At 35.6% G+C, this 22402-nt stretch carries 21 protein-coding genes and 1 tRNA gene; 20 read left to right on the top strand and 2 right to left on the bottom strand.

What is annotated here, in order from left to right; translation table 11 throughout:
- Positions 1-76: transfer RNA gene (locus tag RCH56_RS04980), tRNA-Thr, on the bottom strand.
- 102 nt (positions 77-178) lie between these two features.
- Here RCH56_RS04980 and RCH56_RS04975 point away from each other — a divergent pair.
- From RCH56_RS04975 to RCH56_RS04910, 14 genes are all read left to right on the top strand, one after another.
- Positions 179-1363 (top strand): hypothetical protein, encoded by a 1185-nt coding sequence (locus RCH56_RS04975; RefSeq protein ID WP_306483885.1) that lies wholly within the window; start codon positions 179-181, stop codon positions 1361-1363.
- 63 nt (positions 1364-1426) lie between these two features.
- Positions 1427-3526 carry a Tex-like N-terminal domain-containing protein gene (locus tag RCH56_RS04970; RefSeq protein ID WP_306483884.1) on the top strand — a complete coding sequence of 700 codons (2100 nt, stop codon included), beginning with the start codon at positions 1427-1429 and terminating at the stop codon, positions 3524-3526.
- Positions 3523-5241 (top strand): proline--tRNA ligase, encoded by a 1719-nt coding sequence (locus RCH56_RS04965; RefSeq protein WP_306483883.1) that lies wholly within the window; start codon positions 3523-3525, stop codon positions 5239-5241. Before RCH56_RS04970 ends, RCH56_RS04965 begins: the two co-directional genes overlap by 4 nt.
- A gap of 53 nt (positions 5242-5294) precedes the next feature.
- A complete protein-coding gene (gene fba, locus RCH56_RS04960; protein ID WP_306483882.1) occupies positions 5295-6158 on the top strand; it encodes a class II fructose-1,6-bisphosphate aldolase in 864 nt (287 codons plus the stop codon).
- Positions 6159-6205: 47 nt separating this feature from the next.
- On the top strand, positions 6206-7510 hold the full coding sequence (rho, locus tag RCH56_RS04955) for a transcription termination factor Rho (RefSeq protein WP_306483881.1): 1305 nt from the start codon (positions 6206-6208) through the stop codon (positions 7508-7510).
- Between the two features lie 70 nt (positions 7511-7580).
- Entirely contained in the window at positions 7581-7784 is a 204-nt protein-coding gene (rpmE, locus tag RCH56_RS04950; RefSeq protein WP_015777682.1) for a 50S ribosomal protein L31, read from the top strand.
- 47 nt (positions 7785-7831) lie between these two features.
- Positions 7832-8626, top strand: a complete 795-nt coding sequence (prmC, locus tag RCH56_RS04945) for a peptide chain release factor N(5)-glutamine methyltransferase (protein ID WP_306483880.1) — start codon at positions 7832-7834, stop codon at positions 8624-8626.
- Between the two features lie 3 nt (positions 8627-8629).
- Positions 8630-9706, top strand: a complete 1077-nt coding sequence (gene prfA, locus RCH56_RS04940; RefSeq protein WP_306483879.1) for a peptide chain release factor 1 — start codon at positions 8630-8632, stop codon at positions 9704-9706.
- Between the two features lies 1 nt (position 9707).
- Positions 9708-10643, top strand: a complete 936-nt coding sequence (locus tag RCH56_RS04935; protein WP_306483878.1) for a cation diffusion facilitator family transporter — start codon at positions 9708-9710, stop codon at positions 10641-10643.
- Positions 10644-10654: 11 nt separating this feature from the next.
- A complete protein-coding gene (locus RCH56_RS04930; RefSeq protein ID WP_306483877.1) occupies positions 10655-11689 on the top strand; it encodes an L-threonylcarbamoyladenylate synthase in 1035 nt (344 codons plus the stop codon).
- 8 nt (positions 11690-11697) lie between these two features.
- Positions 11698-12327, top strand: a complete 630-nt coding sequence (gene upp / locus RCH56_RS04925; protein WP_306483876.1) for a uracil phosphoribosyltransferase — start codon at positions 11698-11700, stop codon at positions 12325-12327.
- A gap of 9 nt (positions 12328-12336) precedes the next feature.
- Positions 12337-13611: a UDP-N-acetylglucosamine 1-carboxyvinyltransferase gene (murA, locus tag RCH56_RS04920; RefSeq protein WP_306483875.1), complete on the top strand. Its 1275-nt coding sequence runs from the start codon at positions 12337-12339 to the stop codon at positions 13609-13611.
- A gap of 11 nt (positions 13612-13622) precedes the next feature.
- Entirely contained in the window at positions 13623-15782 is a 2160-nt protein-coding gene (locus RCH56_RS04915; protein ID WP_306483874.1) for an ATP-dependent RecD-like DNA helicase, read from the top strand.
- Positions 15775-16401: a ComF family protein gene (locus RCH56_RS04910; RefSeq protein WP_306483873.1), complete on the top strand. Its 627-nt coding sequence runs from the start codon at positions 15775-15777 to the stop codon at positions 16399-16401. Before RCH56_RS04915 ends, RCH56_RS04910 begins: the two co-directional genes overlap by 8 nt.
- 56 nt (positions 16402-16457) lie before the next feature.
- Here the strand turns inward: RCH56_RS04910 and rodA are convergent, their stop codons facing one another.
- Positions 16458-17624 carry a rod shape-determining protein RodA gene (rodA, locus tag RCH56_RS04905; protein ID WP_306483872.1) on the bottom strand — a complete coding sequence of 389 codons (1167 nt, stop codon included), beginning with the start codon at positions 17622-17624 and terminating at the stop codon, positions 16458-16460.
- Between the two features lie 101 nt (positions 17625-17725).
- Between rodA and nth the strand changes: the two genes are divergently transcribed.
- The 6 genes from nth to pgk form a co-directional block, all read left to right on the top strand.
- Entirely contained in the window at positions 17726-18367 is a 642-nt protein-coding gene (gene nth, locus RCH56_RS04900; protein WP_306483886.1) for an endonuclease III, read from the top strand.
- Positions 18360-19193 (top strand): HAD family hydrolase, encoded by an 834-nt coding sequence (locus RCH56_RS04895; protein WP_306483871.1) that lies wholly within the window; start codon positions 18360-18362, stop codon positions 19191-19193. The genes nth and RCH56_RS04895 overlap by 8 nt, the downstream gene beginning before the upstream one ends.
- Positions 19186-19644, top strand: a complete 459-nt coding sequence (locus RCH56_RS04890; protein WP_306483870.1) for a tRNA (cytidine(34)-2'-O)-methyltransferase — start codon at positions 19186-19188, stop codon at positions 19642-19644. The genes RCH56_RS04895 and RCH56_RS04890 overlap by 8 nt, the downstream gene beginning before the upstream one ends.
- 8 nt (positions 19645-19652) lie before the next feature.
- A complete protein-coding gene (trxB, locus tag RCH56_RS04885) occupies positions 19653-20579 on the top strand; it encodes a thioredoxin-disulfide reductase (protein WP_306483869.1) in 927 nt (308 codons plus the stop codon).
- Between the two features lie 70 nt (positions 20580-20649).
- Positions 20650-21657, top strand: coding sequence for a type I glyceraldehyde-3-phosphate dehydrogenase (gap, locus tag RCH56_RS04880; RefSeq protein ID WP_306483868.1), 1008 nt, complete (start codon positions 20650-20652; stop codon positions 21655-21657).
- A gap of 59 nt (positions 21658-21716) precedes the next feature.
- The coding region (gene pgk / locus RCH56_RS04875) for a phosphoglycerate kinase (RefSeq protein ID WP_306483867.1) at positions 21717-22402 on the top strand (686 nt) is incomplete at its 3' end.

Genomic DNA, 22402 nt, shown 5'->3' with positions numbered 1-22402 from the left:
TGGAGCTAGAAACAGGACTTGAACCTGCAACCTACGGTTTACGATACCGGTGCTCTACCAATTGAGCTATTCTAGCATATATATATATGATAACATATTTTTTCTTTCTTGGAAATGTATTTTAAAATTTTATTGTATCTTGTAGGATTTTTGATATAATTATTAGTATGGAGTTATTATGGATTATACAAATATATTAAATGAAATAGTTGAATTATTTACATACAATAGAATAACTTTGATTCCGGTAATCTTTGGTCTTGTCTTATTAATATTATTTATTATTTCTAAGGCCTTTAGAAAGAGCGGCTTGTTTGTGCTTGCCTTAACTTTTGCTGTAGATTATGGGATTAGGTCTTTACCCTTTGACCTTTATGGGACTTTTCCTATTTTAAATAATGTTGTTGCAGGATTTTATTTATTAGGAGCAATTATCTTTGTTATAAAGGTGGTTAGGATTTTAGTTAAGACTTCTTCTAATTTGGTTAAGGCAAGTGATTACAAGCCAGGGAAGAATGGATTTTTTAGATATACAGGAGCTTTGGCTTTTATTATCATGCTCTTAATTAATATTGTTGATAGTAATAATATTATGCCAAGATCTTTGAAGAGTCTTCTTACTTCCTTATCATTCTTGTATATGATTTTTAGGACTCTACTATCTACTTACAAGCATCTTAATGAGAAAGATATCAGACTTGTTAAGGATAAGATGAGTTTTGATGATATCGACGAATACTTAAATGAGAAGGACCAAGCTCCTAGGGGCGTCAATGCTGATAGGAGGGTGAGAAAGAAGCTCGATGATGATGTAAAGATATTTAAGGGATTTGATTCAGATAAGTCTCATACGGTTAAGATGGATAATCCTATAAGGGTTGAGGATTTAAGTTCCGATCTTACGAGGATTAGGAATAAGGAAAGGGAGATTGAAAAAATCGAAAGAGAACTTTCTAATACCGATATTATCCATTTAGTAAGTAGAGACGATGAGAAGGCTCTTAACGAGACGACTATTAAGATTACTAACATTGAAAGTGGCGATGTTACTTCATATACTAGTAGGAAGGCCAAGTTCAATATGGTTGAGGAGAAAGAGTACAAGGTTGATTTGGAGTTTACACACAACAACGAGTACGATTATGGAAGATTTATAGATATTTTGATTAAGTATGCCAAGGATAAATCAATCTATAAGTTTGAGCTTATAGTTTCACCTGCTGATATCAAGAAATCTAAGATTGTTCTTTATGATCCTTCGAATATTTTCGATTTAGATGAGGAGGATTATCAAAATATTGGCGGAAGAATCATAAGTATGAATTTTCCAAAATACAAGATTAATTTTATTACTGGAAATTAGAGTTATTCGATAAAGCATGGGTAGGATGAGTCCTATCTTTTGCTTTTATAGGAGTTTATTTTTATGAACATTACAGAAATTTTATCAAAACAGCTAGAAATTAGCGAAAAGGGTATAGATGCGGTCACCAAGCTTTTGGATGAAGGCTCGACTGTTGCCTTTATAGCAAGATATAGAAAGGAAGCTACTGGAAATCTTACTGATGTTGAGATCAGGGAAATAGAGAAGAATCTCAATAAGTATAGGAATATTGAGAAGAGACAGGAAGAAATTATTAACTCTATCGAATCTCAAGGGAAGCTTACAGAAGAGCTTAAGAAGGAGATTCTTTCTACTAATACTCTTACCATCCTTGAGGATATCTATGCTCCCTATAAGTCAAAGAGAAAGACTAGGGCTGATATTGCTCGTGAGTTTGGACTTGACAAGCTTTTAGACTTTTTGTTTACCAAGGCAGAAAGCGAGGGAGAAGCGATAGATGAAGCTCGTCAATATCTTACAGAAAATCTAGAAAGTGAAGAGGAAGCCTTGGATAGGGCCCTAGATATTTTGGCAGAAGACATTTCTAATAGTATCCCAGCGAGGAATATAATTAGAAGAGATGGTTTCTTAAGGGCTAAGCTCCTATGTAGCTTAAAGGAAGATGAGGCAGGTCTTTATGAGAATTATTATGATTTTTCTAAGAAATTAAGGGATATGAAATCCTTCCAAACCCTTGCTATCAATAGGGGTGAAAAGGAAAAAGCCCTTACTGTAAAGCTTGAATTTACAGATGAATACAATAAAAAACTTATTGCTGACTTATTCAGGGAAGATAAGGACCTTAACCCTTATCAGGAATCACTTCTAGTAAAAACTGTAGATGATGCCTATAAGAGACTGATGCTTCCTTCAATTACAACAGAAATGAGAAACTTCCTTACTGAAAGTGCAGAAGATGAGTCCATTGGAGTCTTTGGCAAGAATCTTAAGCCATATCTCTTGCAAAGACCAATCAAAGGCCAAGCAGTAATTGGACTTGACCCTGGCTTTAGAACAGGATGTAAGGTTGCGGTTGTAGATCAGTTTGGAAAATATCTAGATTCTACTGTAATCTATCCCGTAGAGCCTCACAAAAAGGAAAAAGAAGCTATAGCAACTTTAAAGAAACTCGTAGAAAGATATGACGTAAGTCTTATCGCTCTGGGTAATGCGACAGCATCTAGGGAGACAGAGCTTGTTGTAAATAAGCTTATACAAGAAGTTGATGGATTAAGCTATGCTATAGTAAATGAAGCAGGAGCATCTGTATATTCTGCGTCAACCCTAGGCGAAGAGGAATTTCCTGATCTTGATGTAACTATAAGAGGAGCAATTTCTATGGCTAGAAGGCTCCAAGACCCTATGGCTGAACTTGTAAAAATAGAACCAAAACACATAGGAATTGGCCAGTACCAACATGATTTAGATGGGAAAAAGCTAGATCACGAGCTTTCCAAAGTTGTGGAGGATGCGGTAAATGAAGTTGGTGTTAGTATAAATAACGCCTCTTATAAGCTTTTAAGTTATGTATCAGGTCTTAATGCCAATCTTGCCAAAAGAATAGAGGAAGATTTTAAGGAAGGAAAAATAGTCTATAGGAAAGATTTGAAAACTGTTAAGGGCTTAGGAGATAAGACCTACAAGCTTTGTGCAGGTTTCTTGAGATTTCCTGACTCACCAGAAATTTTAGATAATACTGCAGTCCATCCAGAATCCTACAAGATAGCTAAGAAACTTGAAGGGGAGGACCTTGATAGTATAAATCTAGAAAGTCTTGCGGAAAAACTTGAAGTAGGAGTGCCGACCCTTAAGGATATAATTTCTGAGCTTAAAAAGTCAGGTAGAGATCCTAGAGACGATAATCCAGAAGTTCTAACTCGCAAAGAAGTTATGGGGATAGACGATCTAAAAGAGGGTATGATATTTAAAGGAAAGGTTAGAAATATAACAGACTTTGGTGCCTTCGTAGATATAGGCGTCGGTATCGATGGACTCGTCCATGTTTCAAAGATTTCAAATAAATTCATCAAAAATCCTAATGAAGTTTTGACCAATTCACAAGTTGTAGAAGTAAAAGTAATAGAGATAGACAGGAAGAAAGAAAGAATAGGTCTATCAATGAAAGATATAGGTGAAAAATGAGATTATCAAAATATTATATGCCAACATTAAGGGAAGATCCTGTTGATGCAGAAACTGCAAGTCATAAGTTTTTGACAAGAGGGGCCTTCATTAGAAAACAAGCAAGTGGAGTGTATTCATTCCTACCACTTGGCAAGAAAGTTATAAATAAGATAGAGGCTATTGTAAGAGAAGCTATGGAAAATCACGATTCTATCGAAGTTTCAACTTCTATCTTACAAGCAAGAGAAATCTGGGAAGCTTCAGGAAGATGGGAAACTTTCGGTCCTGAGATGTTTAAACTTAAGGACAGACACGAAAGAGAGTACTGCCTAGGACCTACAGCAGAAGAGGCTTTCACAGCTCTTGTTAAAGATGAACTTAATTCTTACAAGCAACTTCCACTAAATATTTATCAGATTGTAGATAAGTTTAGAGATGAAAAAAGACCAAGATTTGGCATCAATAGGTCAAGGGACTTCCTAATGAAGGATGCTTATTCCTTCGACGCTGACATGGAAGGACTTGAAATATCCTACCAAAAAATGCGGGATGCCTATGTAGAAGCCTTTGACAAAATGGGACTAGATTACAAAATCGTTGAAGGTGACTCTGGAACTATGGGTGGCAAAAAGAGCCATGAGTTTATCGCTCTATCAGAGACAGGGGAAGGAGTAATCCTCTATACTGATGATTCAGATTATGCAGCAACAGATGAAAAAGCTAGATTTAAGATGGACTTTGTCAAGGAAGATGAAAAAGACCTAGAATTAGTTGAAACAGTAGGAAAAACTACTATAGATGAAGTCTCAGAGTATTTAGAAAAAGACACCCATCATTCGGCTAAGGCAGTAGACCTTTTGGTAAAGGGAGAGCCTTTATTAGTATTCGTTCCTGGAGATAGGGAGCTAAATATGGCTAAGCTTATCTCTTATCTCAAAGTGCCAGAGCATGAAATCGAAATGCTCGATGATGAAACAATCGAAAAAATCACGGGGGCAAAGGCAGGATATACTGGGCCAATCGGCTTAAAAGAAGAAGTTCGTGTCATAATTGATGAATCCCTAACCAAAATAAACAACCTAACAGTAGGAGCCAACAAAACCGACTATCACTACATTAATGCAAACTTTAAGAGAGACTTTGATGGAGAAATAGTAGAAGACCTCCTTACTGCTAAAGAAGGCGATATGGCTTATGATGGATCGGGCATGTTTAAGGCTGCGAGAGGAATAGAAGTTGGAAATATCTTCCAATTAGGTACAAAATATTCAGAAAGTCTAGAAGCTTACTTCTTAGATGAAAATGGTAAACAGAAACCATTTATAATGGGCTCTTACGGAATAGGAATTTCTCGTTCAGTTTCAGCCATAGTTGAGCAATATCACGATGATAAAGGAATTATATGGCCTGCATCAGTTGCTCCTTTTGAGGCAATTGTAACTATTATAAACATCAACAAGGATGAGCAAAAAGAACTTGGTGAAAAAATCTATCAAAGACTAAGGGAAGAGAGAATCGATGTTATATTAGATGATAGAAAAGAAAGAGCTGGAGTTAAGTTTAACGATAGAGACCTAATTGGTATACCATATAGAATTACTGTTGGAAAAGATGCAGCAGATGACATAGTGGAATATTCTACAAGAAAAGATATGGAAAATGTAAAGATTTCATCAAGTGAAGCCATAGAAAAAATCGTAGACTCAATAAAAAAAGACCTATCTTTTAAATAGAAAACGGGTATTATTATACTGAAAGAAAAAAATAAGAACTATAAGGAGACAATATGTTAGTTAATGCAAAAGAAATGTTAGATAAAGCTTATGCAAATGGATATGCAATTGGTCACTTCAATACAAACAACCTTGAATGGACAAAAGCAATCCTTAAAGCAAGCGAAGAAAAACAAACAGCTGTTATCGTGGCTGCATCTGAGGGAGCTATCAAGTACATGGGAGGCTTTAGAGTAGTTGCCGACCTTGTAAAAGCTATGCATGATGAAATGGGAATTACAGTTCCTGTAGCAATACATCTTGACCATGGTTCATACGAAGGAGCAAAGAAAGCAATCGAAGCTGGCTTTACTTCAGTAATGTTTGATGGTTCACACTTCCCACTCGACGAAAACCTCGAAAAAACAAAAGAAATTGTTGAACTTGCTCACTCTAAAGGAATCTCTGTTGAAGCAGAAGTTGGTGGTATCGGTGGAGTAGAAGATGGAGTTACATCAGCAGGAGAGCTTGCTGACGTTGAAGAATGCAAGAAGATTGCAGGTCTTGGAATAGACTTCTTAGCAGCAGGTATCGGTAATATCCACGGAGTTTATCCAGCTGACTGGCAAGGACTTAACTTTGATAGACTAAAAGAAATTTCTGATGCAGTAAATATGCCAATAGTTCTTCACGGTGGTACAGGAATTCCTGATGATCAAATCAAAAAAGCTATCAGCCTAGGAGTTTCAAAAATCAACGTAAACACAGAATGCCAACTTGTATTTGCTGAAGCCACAAGAAAATATATAGAAGCAGGCAAAGATCAAGAAGGTAAAGGCTTTGACCCTAGAAAATTATTAGCAGATGGAACACAAGCTGTAATCGATAAAGTCGAAGAAAAAATTGACATGTTTGGTTCTGAAAATAGTGCAAAATAACAAAGAGAATGGGGGCCTTAGGGCTCCTTTTTTCTATAAAGGAATATATGGATAATTTAAAAGATAAAAAACTAGTAGAATTAAGAGAATTGGCCAAAGAGATGGGCATCGAATCTATAAGCAAATATAGAAAAGATGAACTCATCAAGCTAATCGAAGAAGAAGAAGCTAATAGAAACGAAGAGAAAAAAGAAGAAGCAGAAAATGACCTAGGTCAAAAGTTCGATTGTGATGGAATCCTGGAAATCTTACCAGATGGATATGGCTTCCTCCGTACTCAACTTTATGAAAGTGGAGATGACGATATATATGTTCCACCTAAGCAGATTAAAATGTTTAGACTAAAGACAGGTGATTACATAAGAGGAATCGCAAGAGAAAAACACGCTAGAGATAAGTTTGCACCGCTCATTTTTGTGTCTGATGTCAACGGCATCAATCCAGGAGTTGCCTACAATAGGCCATATTTTGAAGATCTGACTCCAATTTACCCAAAAGAAAAAATATCATTAGAAACAACTAAAGATCACTTTTCTGAAAGAATCATAGATTTTATAAGTCCAATCGGTCGAGGCCAAAGAGGTTTGATTGTCTCCCAACCTAAGGCAGGAAAGACCACTCTCATCAAAGATATTGAAAGATCCATCGAGAAAAACTATGACGATATCAAAATAATAGTTCTATTAATAGATGAAAGACCAGAAGAGGTAACTGACTTTATTCGCTATGTAAACAAATATAGGGACCCAGAAAATGAACTCATGCGTACAGAAGTTGCAGCATCTACTTTTGACAAAACACCCCAAAGCCATATAGACATGGCGGAGATGGTTCTAGAGAGAGCTAAGAGATTCGTTGAAGAAAAGAAAGATGTAGTAATACTTTTAGATTCGATAACTAGACTTGCTAGGGCTTACAATATTATGACTCCACAATCTGGAAGGACTCTATCTGGAGGACTTGATCCCCTAGCTCTTGTAGGACCAAAGCAATTTTTTGGCGCAGCTAGAAACATAGAAGATGGCGGTTCTCTTACCATACTTGCTACAGCCTTAGTCGATACAGGTTCTAGGATGGATGATATGATCTTTGAAGAGTTTAAGGGAACTGGTAACATGGAAATCCACCTAGACAGAAGACTTGCCGATAGGAGAATATTCCCAGCTATTAATATAGAGAAGTCTTCTACAAGAAGAGAAGATCTACTCCTTACAGATAAGGAACTAGAGGCAGTAATCAAGTTAAGAAAGTCCAATATGAATAACGCAGAATCCATAGTCGAGTTAATAGATTGGATGAGAAGAACAGAAGATAATAAGAAGTTTATAGAATTGATAAATAATTCATACTAGGGCTTGCAATAATTGAGGGCGGATGGTATGATATTAATTGCTTATTGAAAGAAGAAACAAGAGGTGTTATATGAAAAAAGACTTACATCCAGAATATCACCAAGCAAAAGTAACATGCATTTCATGTGGGAATGAATTTACTGTAGGTTCTACTGAAGATGAAATCAAAGTAGAAGTTTGCAACAATTGTCACCCATTCTATTCAGGAAAACAAAGAAATGCTGAACGTGGTGGTAACGTTGAGAAATTTAACAAAAAATACGGTAGAAAATAGTAGAAATTATAAGGTAAGGCGACTTACCTTATTTTTATGTATAAAAAATGAAAATAAAAGATTATTTAGATAAAAATTATGATATTAGCCTTATCGCTCTAACTTATCTTCTAGATACAAATAAAAGCTCGGTGATTCTAAGAAGTGAGGAAGAGATTGAAGACAAAGTAAGTTCAAAATTAGATGATATTCTAGCTAGATATAATAAGGGCTATCCTCTCCAGTACGCTATAGGAGAATGGGAATTTTATGGACTTAATTTTAAGGTAGATGAGAGAGCCCTTATACCTAGATTTGAAACGGAAATAATATTGGACTTTTTAGTAAAATCTTCCTACAAGAAGGATAAAATACTTGATATAGGTACTGGTTCTGGAGCTATAGCGATTAGCCTTGGCAAAAATTTACCTGCTAGTGAAATTGTAGGTAGCGATATTGAAGATAAAGCTTTAAGTCTTTCCCAGGAGAATAAAGAGAGATTAAAAGCTTCTAACGTTTCTTTTATAAAATCTGATTTGTTTGAGGAAATTTCAGAAAAATTTGATATAATAATATCGAATCCTCCCTATATAAATCAGACTGATTATGACAAGTTAGATGAGAGATTGTACCATGAGCCAAAGTCGGCTTTATTAGCAAGTGAAGATGGCCTATACTTCTATAGAAGAATAATAAAAGAAGCAAATTCTTATCTTAACGATGGAGGAAGACTTGTTTTTGAAATTGGATATGACCAAAAGCAAAGGATATGTGAGCTTTTGAACGAATCTGATTTTAAAAATATCAAAAGTATGAAGGATTATAATGATTTTGACCGATTTATAATCGCTGAGAAAGGATAAAAGATGTTTGAAAATATTGAACATATAAAAGAAAACTATTTGGATCTTGAGAAAAAAATGATCGATCCAGAGGTTTTGGCAGATATTTCTAAACTAACTAAGATAACTAGAGAGTACAATTCTCTAAAACCAATAGTTGAAAAATATGACGAAATCAAAGACTCTGAGTCTACAATCGCAGAAAACAAAGAGCTGATCAATGAAGCAGACGATCAAGATATGGTCGATATGTTAAAAGAAGAAATAAAAGAAAACGAGAAGCTCTTAGAAGAGTACAAGGAAGAGATGAAAATTCTCCTTATACCAAAAGACCCTAACGATTCGAGAGACGTTATTGTTGAAATACGACCAGGAGCTGGTGGAGACGAGGCAGGACTTTTCGCTGGAGACTTATATAGGATGTATCACATGTATGCTGACAAGGAAGGCTACAAGACAGAAGACGTTGAAGTAAGCAGCCAAGGTGTCGGTGGAATCAAGGAAGCTACCTTTATGATTAGAGGAGAGGGAGCCTATTCTAGATTTAAATATGAATCTGGAGTTCACAGAGTTCAAAGAGTTCCTGAAACAGAATCAGGTGGTAGAATTCATACTTCAACAGCTACAGTTGCAGTATTGCCAGAAGTAGACGAGGTCGATGTTGAGCTTGATCCTAATGATATAAGAACAGACGTATTTAGATCATCAGGAAATGGTGGACAATCAGTAAACACAACAGATTCTGCTGTAAGGCTAACCCATATTCCAACAGGAATTGTTGTAAGTATGCAAGATGAGAAAAGCCAAATCAAGAATAAAGAAAAGGCCATGAGGATTCTTCTAGCCCGTATATATGAACTTGAAGAAGAAAAGAGAAATAAGGAAATAGCTGATAATAGAAAAAGCCAAGTCGGTACTGGTGACAGGTCAGAAAGAATTAGGACTTACAATTTCCCTCAAGGAAGAATCACAGACCATAGGATAAACAAGACGATTTATCAATTAGATGACTTCCTAAATGGTAATATAGGAGAAATGATAGATTCCTTAATTGCCGAAGATCAAACTAGAAAATTAGAGAAAATAGGCGAGGAAGAATAGATTGTTTGAATTCTTATCGAGAAAGTTTATCAAAAAATCCACCAATATGGATGATTTTGCCTATAGACTTTCTTTAATATCCCTATCTTCATCTATAGGTATAGCTATAAATGTATTGCTATTTATTATGAAGGTAAGCCTAGGATTTGTAATCCATTCTCAGGCTATAGTAAATGATGCTTTTAACAACTTATCGGATTCTGTAGTATCTTTGATGGCGCTTTTTGGATCAAATATTAGCAAGAAACCTGCCGATAAGGAACATCCTTTCGGTCATGGAAGAAGTGAGTATGTAATTAGCTTATTAGTTTCTATAGTAATTATATATGTAGGAATCACTCTTTTTGTAAACTCTGTAAAAAGCTTTAGCGACAATAGCTTTTACGGGCTAAGTCTACTAACTTTAGTAATACTACTCCTTAGTAATGCCTTCAAAGTTTACATTTATCTATTAAATAAGAAGCTTTATAAGAGTCTCGATAGCGAATTAAACTTAGGGGTAATGCTCGATGCGAGAAATGATATAATAGCGACAAGCGCAATCCTTGTTGGTTCAATTATACAAAGTTATGTAAGCTTTAATGTCGATGCAATTATGGGTATTATAATTTCATTTTTTGTATTCTATCCAGGACTCGAGATGTTTAAAGATACTACGGCAATCCTTCTTGGAAAAAGGGTCGATAGTGAGATAGAAAAGAAAATTGATCAGATAATTATGGAAAGTGATCTGGTAATTGGATATCATGATTTACAAATTCATGAATATGGCAAAGGAAGGATGGAGGGGTCTGTCCATGTGGAAGTTCCAGCTAACTTAACTGTAGAAGTTGTCCATAGACAAATCGATAAGATAGAAAGTGAAATCTACGCTAGGACAAAAGTCGAGATAACAATTCACATGGATCCAACCTATTGTGTAATAGATGATAAGTGAAAGAAGATGTAATGGAAACAGAAGTTTTAAAGATTGATAGAGAAAACATAGATGATGAAAGTATTAAAAAGGCTGCAAGTCTTCTTAGACAAGGCGAGCTTGTAGCTATTCCAACTGAGACCGTTTATGGACTTGGGGCAAATGGATTAGACGGTAGGGCTTGTCTAAATATTTTCAAAACTAAGAAAAGGCCAGCTGATAATCCTCTAATTTTACATATTTCTAATAAAGAAATGTTATATAATCTAGTGGAAGATGTAAGTGATGATGCCAAAAAGCTTATGACTTTATGGCCAGGACCATTGACTATGATTTTCAAAAAATCAAAGATTATTCCAGAAGTTGTAACTGCAGGTGGAGATACAGTAGCTATTAGATTTCCAGTTGATGAAATCGCTAGAAGAATAATAGATGAAGCTAATCTTCCTATTGCGGCTCCTTCTGCTAATATATCCGGTAGACCATCTCCTACAAATGCTAGTGACTGCTACTATGATCTTAATGGCAAGATTCCATTGATTGTAGATGGTGGCGATTGTAATATAGGAATAGAATCGACTGTGATTGACATGTCAGAAGAAATACCGACAATCTTAAGGCCTGGTTTCTACACTTTGGAATATATTAAAGAAATTCTTCCTAATGTAGTTTTAGATGATGCCTTAGTTGATGATAATAAGATTCCTAAATCGCCAGGACAAAAATATAAGCACTATGCTCCTAAAGCTAGAATGCAGATTTATGTAGGAGATAGGGCTTCTGATTTTATTTATAAAAAGGCCAGGGAGTACCAAAACAAGGGAATCAAAGTCGGAGTTTTGGTCTTTGGAGATGATATGGAAAGATTTGATGGATTTGAGAGGATTTCTTTTGGCGATAGAAGTGACTTAAGTCAAATGAGCCATGTGCTTTTTACAGCACTTAGGAAAATGGATAAATTAAAAGTAGATCTTATACTAGCCGAAGGTGTAATGGATAATAACTTGGGTAAGAGTATAATGAATAGAATGAAAAAATCTGCCTCAGGCAATATAGAATATTTATAGGAGGGCATATGGGAAAAGTAAATGTACTAGATCATCCAGTAATTAAACACAAGATAACAATTTTAAGAGATAAAAATACAGGTGCTAATGAGTTTAGATCTTTAGTAACAGAGATTGCAATGATTCTCGCTTATGAAGCAAGCAAGGATTTAAGCCTTGAAGAATTTGAAATGGAAACACCTATTGCAAAGACAACAGGATACAGATTAGCAGGTAAAAAACAAGCCGTAGTTCCAATTCTAAGAGCAGGACTTGGTATGGTTGATGGAGTTCTTGAAGTACTTCCAGCAGCTAAAATCGGTCATATTGGAATGTACAGAAATGAGGAGACTCTAGAGCCTGTTGAATATTACTGTAAACTCCCAAATGATATTGGTAACAGAGATATTTTGGTAGTAGATCCAATGGTTGCGACAGGTGGGTCAGTAAATGATGCTGTAGAAAGACTAAAGGAAAGAGGATGCAAGTCAATCAAGCTCCTTTGTATAATAGCAGCACCAGAGGGAATAAAAGCTATCCAAGAAAAACACGAAGATGTAGATATTTTCGTAGCCCAAATGGATGATAATCTCAACGAAAATGGTTATATTGTCCCAGGTTTAGGAGATGCTGGAGACAGATTATTCGGAACAAAATAAGGACTTAAGATGACTAAAGAGATATTAATAATAAATTCAAATGGACCACTTAAGGGAAAGGTAGAAATCTCCGGTGCCAAAAACTCTGCCCTGCCAATACTAGCTGCTTGTGTTTTAGGTACTGAAGAAATAATCTTAGACGGTGTTCCAGAGCTTAAGGATGTTGAGATAATGGTAGATGTACTCAAACATCTAGGTTCTAAGGTAGAATATATAGATAAAAGCAGCTTGAGGATAGATTCAAGTGGAATTAATACCTGTGAGACCCCTTATGAGCTTATGGATAAGATGCGTGCATCCTTTGTGGTTATGGGTCCACTTCTTTCAAGATTTCATAAAGCATATACAAGAGCACCAGGTGGTTGTAATATCGGTTCAAGGCCTATTGACCTTCACCTTAAGGGCTTCAATGCCTTGGGTGCAGATACTAGGATAAATGATGATGAGATTGCAATAGAAGCAAATGAAGGTCTTATTGGTGATGAAATTTATTTAGATTTCCCTTCAGTTGGTGCGACTCAAAATATTATCATGGCAGCTACTCTTGCAGAAGGCGAAACAATAATCGAAAACGCAGCGAAGGAGCCAGAAATAGTAGATCTTGCTTCTTTTCTATCCAAAATGGGAGCAAAGATTAAGGGAGCAGGAACTTCGACAATTACTATTACTGGGGTAGAAAAGCTTACAGGTACCAGACACACGATAATACCTGATAGGATAGAAGCAGCAACTTACATGCTAGCAGCAGCTATGACTAGGGGAGATGTGAAGATTACTAATGTAATAGGATCTCACATTAGACCAGTTATAGCAAAACTTATTGAAATAGGTGCAGATGTTGAAGAAATTGAAGAAGAAGATATTATCTTTGTCAAGGCTCCAAATAGACTCAAGGCAACTAATATCCAAACCCTACCATATCCAGGATTTCCTACAGATGTCCAGGCACAGTTTATGTCTCTTTTAACCTTAAGTGACGGAGAAAGCAGGATTCAAGAAACTGTATTCGAGAATAGGTTTATGCACGTAGAAGAGCTATCTAAGATGGGTGCAGCCATAGCAACCTCTGGCAATAGAGCAACTATTGCGGGCGTGGAGAAACTTCATGGAGCAAGTGTAAAGGCAACAGACCTAAGAGCTGGGGCAGCCCTTGTTATGGCAGGCCTTGTCGCTGAGGGAGAAACCAGAGTTTCTGAGATTTATCATATAGATAGAGGTTATAGCAACCTTGTCGATAAGTTGACTAAGCTTGGAGCAGATATCAAAAGAGTTACAGTTGATTAATAGGAAATAAAATGAAGATTAAAGGCATAGTTACCAACATTATATTTAGAAACGACGAGAATGGATACACGATTATGGCTGTAGACACTCCAGATTCTGATATAACTTGTGTTGGGACTATGCCTTTTTTTAATGAGGGCGATAATGTCGAGATGGAAGGAGATATAGTCTATCACGACAAATATGGTGAGCAATTTAAAATTTCTACTATAAGACTTGTAAAGCCATCTTCCAAGGAAGCTGTTGTGAAATTCCTATCTTCAGGTAACCTTAAGGGTATAGGCAAAAAAACTGCCCGTGCTATCTTTGAGGTTTTTGGCAAGGATTCTGTTGACATCGTCTACAACGATCCAGATAAGCTATTAAAAGTAGATGGGATTGGCAAGAAGAAACTAGAAGATATAAAGCTTTCTGCAGAAGAAACGAGAGATTCTAGAAGGACAATAGAATACCTCCAAGGCTTGAATCTATCATACAATTTATCTATGAAAATTTATAAAAAGTATGGCGAATCGACAGTAGATGTTGTAAAGGCCAATCCCTACAAATTAATAGAAGATATCAGAGGGGTAGGTTTTACTATGGCCGATAATATAGCATTTAATATGCAGATGGATCTTACATCTAAGTTTAGGATTTCTGCAGGAGTCTACTACATATTAAACACAGAGGCGGAATTTAACGGTCATACTTGTCTTAAATACAATACTCTGTCCCAAAAATCAGCCAATCTTTTGAAACTTGAAGAAGGAAGAATAAAAGAAGTAATTAATGATGATATAATTTCTGGTAAATTAGTTTTGGTAGAAATTGAAAATATCAACTATATCTATAGTTCTAATCTTCTTAAGGCAGAAAAATCAGTTGCAATGGCAATAGCAAGTAAAATAAATGAAAAATATAATTTTGATATAAAAATTGACTATGATCTTTCTGTGTTCTCTGATGAGCAAAAAATAGCAATAGAAAAGGCCTTTGAGTCCATGGCTCTTGTTATAACTGGAGGTCCTGGTACAGGAAAGACCACTATTATCAATGCTATTTGTAAAATTTTATCCCAAAATGGTCTCTCATATGCTTTGACCGCACCTACAGGAAGAGCTGCCAAGAGGATTATGGAATCGACAGGAGAAGATGCCTATACTATCCATAGACTTTTGGGTATAAGACCTGATGAAGTTGTAGCTGAGTTTAACGAGGAAAATCCTATAGACAAAGACTATATTATAGTTGATGAGACCAGTATGGTCGATATCTTCCTAATGAAAAACTTGATGGCAGCCATTGGTGAGAAGACTGCAATAATCCTCGTTGGAGATAGCGATCAGCTTCCTTCGGTAGGACCGGGCAATGTTTTAAAGGATATATTAAAGACCAGTATTGAGTCTGTCAGACTTAAGAAAATATTTAGGCAGGCAGGTAAGTCAAACATCATAGTAAATGCCCATAGGATTAATGAAGGAAAATACCCAATTTTAAATGAAAAAGACAAAGATTTCTTCTTTATTGATACGAGGACTTCTGACTTTCTTCCAGTTTTGTTATCCCTAATGAAAGAGAGACTTCCTAAATATTATGATTTTGATCCGATTAAAGACATACAAATCCTATCTCCGACAAAGAAAACTGATTGGGGTGTAGTTAATATTAATGATAATATTCAAGAATCTATTAATAAGGAAAAAACCTCACTAAAAATAAATAATAGAATATTCAAACTACATGATAAGGTCATGCAAGTTAGAAACAATTATGATCTTAGGGCGATTAATAATGGAGATGGTTATGAAGAAGGTGTATATAACGGTGATATAGGCATTATAGAAGATATTGATAAGATCGATGAGAGTCTTGATGTAAGATTTGACGATGGACGATTAATAAGATATAAGAAAGAAGATATCAAAGATTTAGACCTTTCATATGCTATTACAATCCATAAGTCTCAAGGCTCTGAATTTCCTTGTGTAATTATTCCTATGATGCAGGTAGCACCTATGCTTCTTACGCGAAATCTCCTCTATACAGGCGTGACAAGGGCTAGAAAAATCGTAATCCTTTTAGGAAATAAGAAAATCCTAAAAACTATGGTAGATAATAATAGGTCTAACAGAAGATTTACCAACCTTTCTTACTGGATAGGAGAAATGGAGAAGGTAATTGATGATTGATTTTTTGTTTTTGGATGAAGGGCTTTGCTTTTCTTGTAAGAAAGATATGGTTTATAAATACAAGCTATGCAAAGATTGTCTTGATAAGTTAGATTATATAGGAAATAACTTCGAGCTTTCCGGAAATACTTGTTACAGTTTATACTTTTATAATGATTTTATGAAAAGATTGATAGCTGACTATAAGTTTAGTAGAAATACTTCGCTCAAAGAAGTCTTTTCTGATATGATATATAGATTTTTAGTAGATAATAATTTAACTGATTTTGACTATATCTTAGCCTCACCTTCATCTAAGAAGACCGTAAACAAGAGAGGTTTTGATCATATTAATCTTATAGCGGATGATTTTTCTAATAAACTTGGAATTAGAAAGCTTGATGAATTTAAGAAGATTAAAAACACTAAGTCTCAGCATACACTCAATAGACTTGAGAGAGGCGAAAATTTAAAAGGAGCTTTTAAATTAGATAAAGATATAAAAGGCTCTAGGATTTTACTCATAGATGATTTGATAACTACAGGAAATACTGCTCTGGAAATTATAAAAGAATTAAAAAATAAGGGAGCAAGTGAGGTCGTAACCCTTGCTATTTGTTCAGAAAAGAGCATAAATTAAAAGAGATGATAGGAAGAATCTCCATTAGGGAGTAATTCTTGTATCATCTCTTTTTATTATTTTCTTTTAGATGGTCTAACCATACTTACATCTAGGAGATTAATAGCCTCATCGTCAATTATTCCGTCGTCGTATTGTTTCTTCTGCATAGATGCTGAAAGTGCTAGGCCAATATTAATCAAGCTAATAAGTTGGAAGGTTCCTCCGTATGAGAAAAATGGAAGAGGGATTCCAGTTACTGGCATAAGTCCAATGGTCATTGCAATATTTTCAAATATATGAATGAACAAAAGTCCCGCAATTCCTGTAAGCATTATTGTAATAAAAGTATTACGTGAGGTCTTGGCGATAATTACAAGTCTCATAATTATTATTGCGAAAAGTGCTATTACAATAATCGCTCCCAAAAATCCTAGCTCTTCAGCAAGAACTGAGAAAATAAAGTCAGTTTCTTTTTCAGGAATATATCCGTATTGGGATTGGCTCCCTTTAAGATAGCCACGGCCAGTAAGCATGCCTGATCCGATAGCAATGAGACCTTGTTGTTGTTGCCAGTTACTACCTGAAGTATCTCTTGATGGGTCGAGGAAGTTTTCGATTCTATCAAGCCTATATCCAGAAAGATTGGTCAAGACAAAAAATCCTACTATTGCTGCAAGTCCAGCAAAAATCCCAATCCATTTCCAAGAAATTCCTCCTATAAAAATCATAGCTGAGACAAAGAATACATAAACCATAGCCGTACCAAAGTCAGGTTGCAAGAGTATAAGACCTATTGGAAGACCAGCCATGGCAATGACCTTTAAGAGGGTTAGCTTGTTATTGATATCGAACTTATGCTTGTCGAGAAAAGCAGCAAGGGAGAAAATTATTCCTACTTTGGCAATCTCCGATGGTTGGAAGGAAAATGATCCTATATAGACCCAGGATTTCGCTCCCCATTCATCAAGACCTCGACCAAAAACTAAGGTCAACAGCAATAGTCCAATCATTACTGCATAAACGCCGACGTAGGATCTCTTGATAAAATCCAAGTCAATTGTACATAGGACTAAAATTATTATAAATCCAAGTATAGTAGCAAAAAGCTGTGTCGTTATAGGTTTGATATTTCCACCGTATGCTGAATATAAAACGACTAGACCGATTACACTTAAGGCAATTGTTGCAAACAGAAGCATAAGGTCAAGCTCTTTTAAATCTTTTTTCTTTAAATTAAACATCTAATCACTCCAATTCTCCATTTATTATATAACATGAATCAGTCTTTATCAATCAAATGTTATTTATTAGTCGAAGAGTATAATAATTTTGAGGTGATAGTATTTTAGATTCTAAAGAAATTAAAGATCTTTTGGAAATTCTCGATAGGATGTATCCTGATGTGGATTATTCTATGCTAAATTTCACGACCCCTTTTGAGTTATTGGTAGCGACAATACTCTCAGCCCAATCAACGGATGTAAGGGTCAATAAGGTCACAAGTGTGATGTTTAAGGATATGAATACAGCAGAAGAATTTGCTAAAGCCGATATTAAAACAATTGAAAATTATATAAGAACAGTTGGAATATATAAGAACAAGGCCAAAAATATTTCTGCTACAAGCAAAATCTTGTCGAGTGATTATGATGGTAAGGTCCCAGCAGATATAAAAGAGCTGATGAAGCTTCCTGGAGTTGGGAGAAAGACTGCAAATGTAGTGGCATCAAATGCCTTCAATATACCAGCAATTGCTGTTGATACCCATGTTTTTAGGGTATCTAATAGACTGGGACTTGCCCAGGCTAAAAACGTAGAAAAAACCGAAAAGCAATTGATGGAAAATATTCCCAAAGAAAGATGGAGAAAGACCCACCATCAATTAATAACCCATGGCAGGGCTCTTTGTAAGGCAAGAGGCCCAATATGCGAAGAGTGTGACCTTAATGTAGTCTGCGAATTTTATAGGAGAGATCATGATTAGAATATTTGCCCTAGATATGGATGGAACGCTTTTAGATTCTAACTCGAAACTCTCAGAGGATAATATTAAAGCCCTAAGAGATTTAGAAAGCACGGGAGTCAGAGTAGTTCTTGCTAGCGGTAGGGTTTTTAAGTCTGTCTTATATTTTGCAAGTAAGATTAGCAAAAATCCATGCATAATTGCAAACAATGGAGCTCTTCTTGGATCTGATTACGATAATTTATTCTTTGAAAAGCCCATAGAAGATTCAGACTTAGATAGGCTTTATGACTTGGCTATAGAAAATGATTTGGATTTTCATTTCTATGATTTGGATACCTACTATTCAAATAAATTAAATGTAGAGAAACTTAACCATCTCCGAAAGGATAAAGATAATGAGTATACTACAAATATTTTGATTTCAGATGATCCCTTAAAGGAGCTTAGAGGAAGAAATCATAAGGCTTACAAGTTTCAAATCAATAAGTTAAACGATAACTCTCTTGGAATTGAGGGAATTGAAAAGCTAGTTAGGGATGAATTTTCTGATAGACTCTATATGACTTCATCTTTTGGAGGTGTACTTGAATTGATGAGTAAGGGAGTATCGAAGTTTAATACCCTACTAGCCCTTGCAGATAAAATTGGATTTACTAGAGAAAATATAGCTGCTATTGGAGATGGTCTCAATGATTTAGAAATGATTGAAGGAAGTAAGCTATCTTTTGCTATTGGAAATGGTAGAGAAGAGCTTAAGGAAATTGCAAGCCATATAGTTCCTGATAATAATTCAGGAGCAATAAGAGAAGCTTGTGAAATAATAAAGGAATATAACCGTGTTTAATATAGTATTAACTTCGCCAGAGCATCCTGGAAATGTAGGAAATATCGGAAGAACCTGCGTCCTAACAGAATCCCGTCTTCACCTGATTAGACCCTTCAAGTTCGATTTTTCTGATAGATTTTTGAAAAGAGCGGGTATAGATTATTGGGAACATGTTGATCTTGTAATCCACGATAGTCTAGAAGATTTTATGGACTATGTAAAGGATAAAAGATATTTCCTAATAGAAACTGGAACAAAGAAGAAATATACAGATGTAGAGTTTAAAGATGGCGATTTTTTGATATTTGGTAGGGAAAAAGAAGGAATACCAGATGATTTGCTTAATGAGAACAAGGAAAAAATTCTAACTATCCCTATGACAAAAAAGATAGATAGGTCCTTAAACCTAGCTAACTCTGTTAGTATAGTTTTATACGAGGCTTTAAGGCAAGATGGATTTAAATTTTAGGAGGATAAATGTACGATATAATTATAATTGGAGGAGGTCCAGCAGGACTTACCGCAGGACTTTATGCAGGGAGAAGTAAACTTAAGACACTTATTATTGAAAAAGCAGTAGCTGGTGGACAGATTTCCGGAACAGCCTTTGTTGAAAACTACCCAGGATCAATAGATGAGGCAACAGGAATGGGTCTTTCTGAAAGGATGCTAGAGCAAGCGGAAGAATTCTGTGAAATCAAATATGAAGATGTCAAGGAAGTAGAGCTTGATGGTAGGGTTAAAAAAATTAAGACTGATGGCGGAGAATATGAGGCGAAAGTAGTTATAATTTCATCAGGAGCTACCCACAGGAAATTGGATGTTCCAGGCGAGAAAGAATTTTCCAACAGAGGAGTATCTTACTGTGCAACATGTGATGGACCATTCTATACAGGACTTGACATCTATGTAGTAGGTGGTGGAGACTCTGCTCTAGAAGAGGCTACTTATCTTACCAAATTTGGTAAATCTGTGACTATTATTCACAGAAGAGACGAATTTAGGGCAAGTGGGGTAGTTGTTGATAAGATTAAGGAAAATCCAAAAATAAAACTAGAACTTGACGCAGTTGTTAAAGAAATCAAGGGAGATAAGGAATCTCAATCGCTCATAATTGAAAATACTAAGACTGGCGAAATAAAAGAATTAAAATCTGATGATAATTCTCCAATTGGGGTATTTATATTTATAGGATATATTCCACAAACTGAGATATTCGAAGGTAAGATTGAAATGAACCATGGTTATATCCTAACCGATGAAGATATGAAAACTAACATCGAAGGTGTATTTGCAGTAGGAGATACAAGAGAGAAGAAGGTTAGACAGATGGTTACAGCTGCTGGAGATGGATGTATTGCAGCTGTCCTTGCCAATAGATATCTTGAAGGAAGCAATTGGTAACATAATGTTGACAAATTTCTAACAATCAAGTAGAATAATGTTTGTAGAAAGAATTAATTAGGAGGAAATAATGGCAACAAAAGTAGCAATTAATGGATTTGGTAGAATCGGACGTCTTACACTAAGAAGAATCGCCGAAGTAGAAGAAAATATAGAAGTTGTAGCAATCAACGACCTTATTGACAAAAAGGGTCTTCTATATGCTTTCAAATACGATACAGCACAAGGTAGATTTAACGGAGACGCTGAACTAACAGAAGACGGATTCAAAATCAATGGCAAAGACATAAAAGTATTTGCTGAAAGAAACCCAGAAGATCTCCCATGGGAAGAACTTGGAGTTGATATAGTACTAGAATGTACAGGATTCTTTACAGAAAAAGAAAAAGCAGAAGCTCACATCAAGGCAGGAGCTAAGAAAGTACTAATCTCTGCACCAGGTAAGGGTGATTTAAAAACAATAGTATACGGAGTAAACCACGAAATCCTTGACGGATCTGAAACAGTTGTTTCTGGAGCAAGCTGTACAACAAACTGCTTAGCACCAATGGTTAACGTATTAAAGAATGAATTCGGATTTGTTTCAGGCCAAATGTCTACTATCCACGCATATACAGCTACTCAAGCTATCCAAGACACACCAGCTACTAAGAAAGACTTAAGAGGTGGTAGAGCTGCAGCACAAAATACAATTCCAGCATCTACTGGAGCTGCTAAGGCTGTAGGTAAAGTACTTCCAGAAGTAGAAGGAAAAATTGATGGATCAGCTCTAAGAGTTCCAACAATTACAGGATCAATCACAGAGCTTTACTCAGTACTTGAAAAGAAAGTTACTGTAGAAGAAGTAAACGCAGCTATGAAAAAATACTCAAGTGATGCATTTGCATACACAGAAGATGACATTGTATCAAGTGATATAGTAGGTTATCCAGCTGGTTCAGTTTTCGATTCTCAACTAACAAAAATTGTTGAAGGCGAAGACGGAACACAAGTTGTAAAAACTGTTGCTTGGTATGATAACGAAATGGGATATGTATCTAACCTTGTTAGAACACTTGACTATCTAGCAAATCTTTAAGAGTTAATATAGGCGGGGGATAGCTTCCGCCTTTTTTTAACGGAAATATGAGGAGTAATATGAACAAAAAAACTGTAAAAGACTTAGATGTAAAAGGTAAAAAAGTACTAGTAAGAGTTGATTTCAACGTTCCATTATCAAAAGAAAATAATGAAGAAATTGCTGATGATACAAGAATTAGAGCAGCTCTCCCAACAATTGATTACCTAATAGAAAATGACGCTAAGGTAATTCTAATGAGCCACTTAGGTAGACCAAAGGGAGAAGCTAAACCAGAATTTGCTCTAAAACCTGTAGCAGATTGGCTAGAGAATCACTACAAAGATAAATTCCACTTCTTCCCAAGCCCAGAAGTAGTCGATGGCAAGGTTAAAGAAGAAGTAGCAAACCTTAAAGAAGGTGAAGTTTGCCTAATAGAGAATACAAGATATGTTGCTGGTGAAACTAAAAATGACCCTGAATTTGCTGAAAAGCTTGCATCTCTTGCAGACTTATATGTAAATGATGCCTTCGGAACAAGCCATAGAGCACACGCATCTAACGTCGGTGTAGCAAGCATCCTTCCTTCAGCTGTAGGTTTTCTAATAGAAAAAGAAATTGACGTAATGGGTAAGGCACTAGAGGCACCAGAACACCCATTTGTTTCAATCCTTGGTGGAGCTAAGGTATCTGATAAAATTGGTGTAATCGAAAATCTTATCACTAAAGTTGATACTATTTTAATTGGTGGTGGAATGGCTTATAC

It is taken from the genome of Anaerococcus sp., assembly GCF_030825785.1.
Lineage (GTDB): Bacteria > Bacillota > Clostridia > Tissierellales > Peptoniphilaceae > Anaerococcus.
This window is presented reverse-complemented; position numbering and strand designations above follow the sequence as displayed.